4 protein-coding genes are annotated in these 4,164 nt (G+C 49.9%); 1 reads left to right on the forward strand and 3 read right to left on the reverse strand.

Annotated elements, in window-relative coordinates; all coding sequences use genetic code 11:
* Positions 1-190: 190 nt before the first annotated feature.
* Genes D1646_RS01465 through D1646_RS01475 form a run of 3 tightly spaced genes read right to left on the reverse strand, consistent with a single transcriptional unit; the run spans position 191 to position 2,337 of the window.
* Entirely contained in the window at positions 191-613 is a 423-nt protein-coding gene (locus D1646_RS01465) for a DUF2000 domain-containing protein (RefSeq protein WP_160634722.1), read from the reverse strand.
* The gene (locus D1646_RS01470) at positions 597-1,511 is read right to left on the reverse strand and encodes a DMT family transporter (protein WP_160634723.1); all 915 of its coding nucleotides are present in this window, start codon (positions 1,509-1,511) and stop codon (positions 597-599) included. The genes D1646_RS01465 and D1646_RS01470 overlap by 17 nt, the downstream gene beginning before the upstream one ends.
* On the reverse strand, positions 1,501-2,337 hold the full coding sequence (locus D1646_RS01475; protein WP_160634724.1) for an AraC family transcriptional regulator: 837 nt from the start codon (positions 2,335-2,337) through the stop codon (positions 1,501-1,503). Before D1646_RS01475 ends, D1646_RS01470 begins: the two co-directional genes overlap by 11 nt.
* A gap of 413 nt (positions 2,338-2,750) precedes the next feature.
* On the opposite strand from D1646_RS01475, the gene D1646_RS01480 reads away from it, so the two are divergent.
* Complete coding sequence (locus D1646_RS01480) at positions 2,751-3,854, forward strand: DUF4368 domain-containing protein (protein ID WP_347565105.1); 1,104 nt, start codon at positions 2,751-2,753, stop codon at positions 3,852-3,854.
* Positions 3,855-4,164 lie beyond the last annotated feature (310 nt).

Here is a 4,164-nt window from a genome sequence, read left to right on the forward strand (position 1 = left end):
GATTAGGCTTTTTTTGATATGTACCTATCTATTTGCAATCGCATGGCGGCATCCTCCTGTTGCCGCCAAAGCGCAAAAGAGCGGCGGCTCTGATTTCTCAAAGCCGCCGCTTCGGGCGTGACAATACTCCTGCTTGTACGACGGCTTTTTTCTTTTGCCGTCGTGCGGCAAGGTAATCTTTTATATTGGTTTATCGCAGTAAAACCATATTACCGGTCAGCTTATTGACCTTTTTCTTCGGGCCACAGATGGCAACGCCAAAATATTGCAGGGTACTTTCTGGAACATGGCCCATCTTCTCAATAAATTCGTCATACGTCTTGCAGCCCTGGGCCAGATCGGAGAAGTCCACCACCGTCAAATCTTGAAAATCAGGCTGGTAGAGTTTTTCCCGTATCTGCTTGATAATCTCCGGCGAACCGCGCAAGATGGGCACAGGAAATTCGATGATACCAAGATGCTCGTTGCCACTTTGGTCGGGCACATCGGCTCCTACCACCTCCGGCATTTTCTTTCCCAGAGTGATGCCCATGATTGCCGCCGTATTTGCGAGTAAGCCCCGTGGCAGGCTTTCGTCAATCACCATAACGCACTTCTCATTTTGCCAGTCCATTTTGCTTTGCCTCTTTTCTCAAAAATAGTTTGCTCTCAGACAAGAGCAGACCCGCCAATGTCAGAGCTGTGCCAGCAGCGGCCAGGGCGGTGATTTTCTCATGGAGAATTGCCACCGAAGTCATTACCGTAATCACGGGAACCATATAGATGTAAACGCTCGTCTTGACCGCTCCCAACGTCTTGACTGCGAAGTTCCAGGTGACAAAGCACAAGGCCGATGCGCCCAATCCTAAAAACAGAATGTTGAACAGGTACACAGAATTTGAAAGTCTTACCAAATTCAGATTGAAGTCAAACAGGAATAGCGTCGGGAGCATGAACAAGATGCCATAGCAGAACACCCGCCGGGTGGTGAGAATGGTGTGGTAGCCGTAACCGCTGATTTTCTTTGTCAGCACAGAATAACAGGCCCAAATTAGTGCGGCCAGCAGCGCCAGCAAGTCCCCGGCGGGGTTCAGCTCCAGCTTGGAACCATTGAAGCTAATAAGGGCAATCCCGGCCATTGCGACTATAAAGCCAATGAAAAAGCTGGCCTGGGGTTTTTCCTCTTTCAGAAACAGGTGGGACAGGATGGCCGTGAAAAACGGAGCTACGGAGATAATCACCCCGACATTGGAGGCCATTGTGTAGGTGAGTGCGATGTTTTCCAGCAAGTAGTAAAGGCATATCCCACACAGCCCCGCTGCGGCAAAGGTCAATTCCTGCTGGCGGTTCGTCCCCTTCAAGCGCCAGGGATAAACAATCAACAGGGCCAGTAGCCCCATGACGAAGCGGAAGAACAATATTTCTACCGGCTGGAAGTCCACCAGCAGAATTTTGGTGGAGATAAAAGTCGTTCCCCAAATGATGATCGTGAGCAGGGCGGAGAGATGGCCCGCTGTGCCATTACCCTTCATGCGGCATTTCCTCCGTATCCTTGAAGATGTCCCGATAGATACCGGGGGCCAGTCCAATAAATCGGTTGAAATAATTGGTGAAATGGCTCTGATCGGAAAAGCCGGTTTGCAGTGCCGCCTCAACGGGGGGGACGCCTTGTTCCAACAGCTTTTTGGCCTTACCAATGCGAATGTTTTCCAGATAGCTGTACGGTGTGACGCCTTTGGAGAGGGCAAAGGCCCGGAGCAGGGTGGATTTGCTCAATCCGGCACAACGGCAGATCTGCTCCAGATAAATTCGCTCGGCATAATGCTGTTCCATAAAGGAGCAGGCTTTTTCAATTTCCTCCCGGCACTCCGGGACACAGCTTTCAAAAGGCTGGCCGTATTGCTGGATCAGCAAAGACAGCAGAAACAGCAGATTTTCCTCTTTTCCCAATTCATTGGAGCCTTTCATCACCAGCTCATGAAGGGGGCGCAGATAGCAGGTGACTTCTTCATCAGAGATTACATTGCGAGAAAATCCGGGCAGTTCCCGCTTGCCGGTAACTTCCTCCGCTAAATCCAACATAACCTCCTTGGTGATGTTGAAGCCCCGATAATCCAGCGTACCTCCGTCATTCTGAACACAGGCATGATTGTCCCCTGGATTGAATAGGAGAACGTCATCTCTTTTGATGGTGTACTCCTGATTTTTGCAGGATAAAACACGTTCCCCGTCCTCCATAAATCCAATCACATAGTATTCATGAAAATGGTTTGGGAACGGCTGTACGATGCCCTCGAAACGGTAAGCCTCAATGTGTAGTTCATCATCGTAGACCACCGTTCGTACTTCTTTTTTCATGCGGCTTTCCTCCTTGCTGATGCCTATTATACCAGATAAAATTTTTACTGGCTTGTAAAATATCTTCATTTTCTTCCTGATGCTAAAATGATAAAAGTGCGCCACAGGAAATGTTTTCCCTGGCGCACTTTTGATTTGTCAGCAACTCCGCATGGTTTTGTGGTCTTGTCCATATCAGTGAAATCCGCTTTCCGGAACTGGGAGTCCGCTTTATTGCCGTTAATGACGGAGTGGACAGCGAGGATCAACTGGGAAATGACTTCACCCCATTCCGAAATATCATAAATGAGTGGTATGCAAAGGACACCTCGAAGAAAATACGGGCGGTTTTCCGCAACAAAGGGATGTCGGGCCAGAGGCTGGCGTCAAACGCCCCCTACGGCTATATAAAAGGTGAGGACGGGCACCTTTTGGTGGACGAGGAAACCGCCCCTGTGGTAGAGTTGATTTTCCAGTTGTGCGTGGAGGGCAACGGCCCCGGCAAAATTGCCCGTATGCTGAAAGAGCGGGAAATTCCTACGCCGGGAACGATTGAGTTTCAGCGTACAGGCCGGACAAGCCGTTACTATCCGGATGATCCCTGCCGCTGGAATCCCGCAACTGTTCTGAGCATTTTGGAGCAGGATACTTATTTGGGCCGCACAACAAATTTCAAAACAACCAAACTCTCCTATAAGAGCAAGAAAGCAATCATCAATCCCCCGGACAAACGGGCGGTGTTTGAGAATACCCACGAAGCGATTATTGACAGAGAAACATGGGAAATCGTGCAGAAGAATCGGGAGCAGCGCCGCCGCCCTACCAAACTGGGGGAAATGGGCCTTTTCTCTGGGCTGGCCTACTGCGCCGACTGTGGAGCAAAGCTGTATCACCACCGCACCGTTACATTTACAAAAGAACAGGAGAGTTACACTTGTGCAAATTACCGCTCCAGAAAGCAATGCACCGCCCATTATATCAGGGCCGTGGTACTGGAACAGCTTGTACTTCAAAATTTGCAGAGGGTGGTAGCCTACGCACAGGATGACGAGGACGAGTTTGTACGATGTGTTATGGAGAACAAGACCGCCGTACAGAAAACGGAACGGGAACAGGCCAGACGCAAGCTGGAAAAACAGGAGTGGCGCATCAGTGAGCTTGACCGCATTATTCAACAGCTTTATGAGGATCGTGTGGCGGGTGCGTTGAGTGTAGAGCGGTTTACCCGGTTGTCCGAGGGATACGAAAAGGAACAGGCGGATCTGAAACAGTCTGCGGAGGAATTGCGAGGCGTTGTAGCCGAGGCGGAGGCCCAGACTGTCAATGTCCAGAATTTTCTGAAGATTGTAAAGAAGTACACCGAACCCACCGAGCTGACCCCGGCCCTTTTACGTGAGTTTGTGGAAAAGGTAGTTGTCCACGCCCCGGATAAATCCAGCGGCCATCGCACCCAGCGCATTGACGTACACTATAACTTTATCGGGGAGGTTGATTTTTCCCCGGAATTTAGCCGGTACAGCAAAACGACAACCGCATGACACCACAGCATCATGCGGTTGCGCTCCCAATAGGCAAAACTTCTTTATGCGCATTGCCCATATGTGAAGTAACCAGTTTATCCCTAAAACCTTTGATTTTCTTTTGCGCTTCGGCTTCAAAGTCGCTGATGTCCTGCTTGGGATCGTTTACAGCGTCAAGGCATTTCTTGTGCATGGAGACCAGATTATTGACACGGTTCACTTGGTTTAGGGGGAGGTAAGGGTCAACTCGGTGTGATTTTGTCAATATGAGTTGACACATTTCGCGCAAGGATTTTAGGATCTAAGCAGCCACCGCAGTGAGGGACAG

This window comes from Pseudoflavonifractor sp. 60 (genome assembly GCF_009911645.1).
GTDB lineage: Bacteria > Bacillota > Clostridia > Oscillospirales > Oscillospiraceae > Lawsonibacter.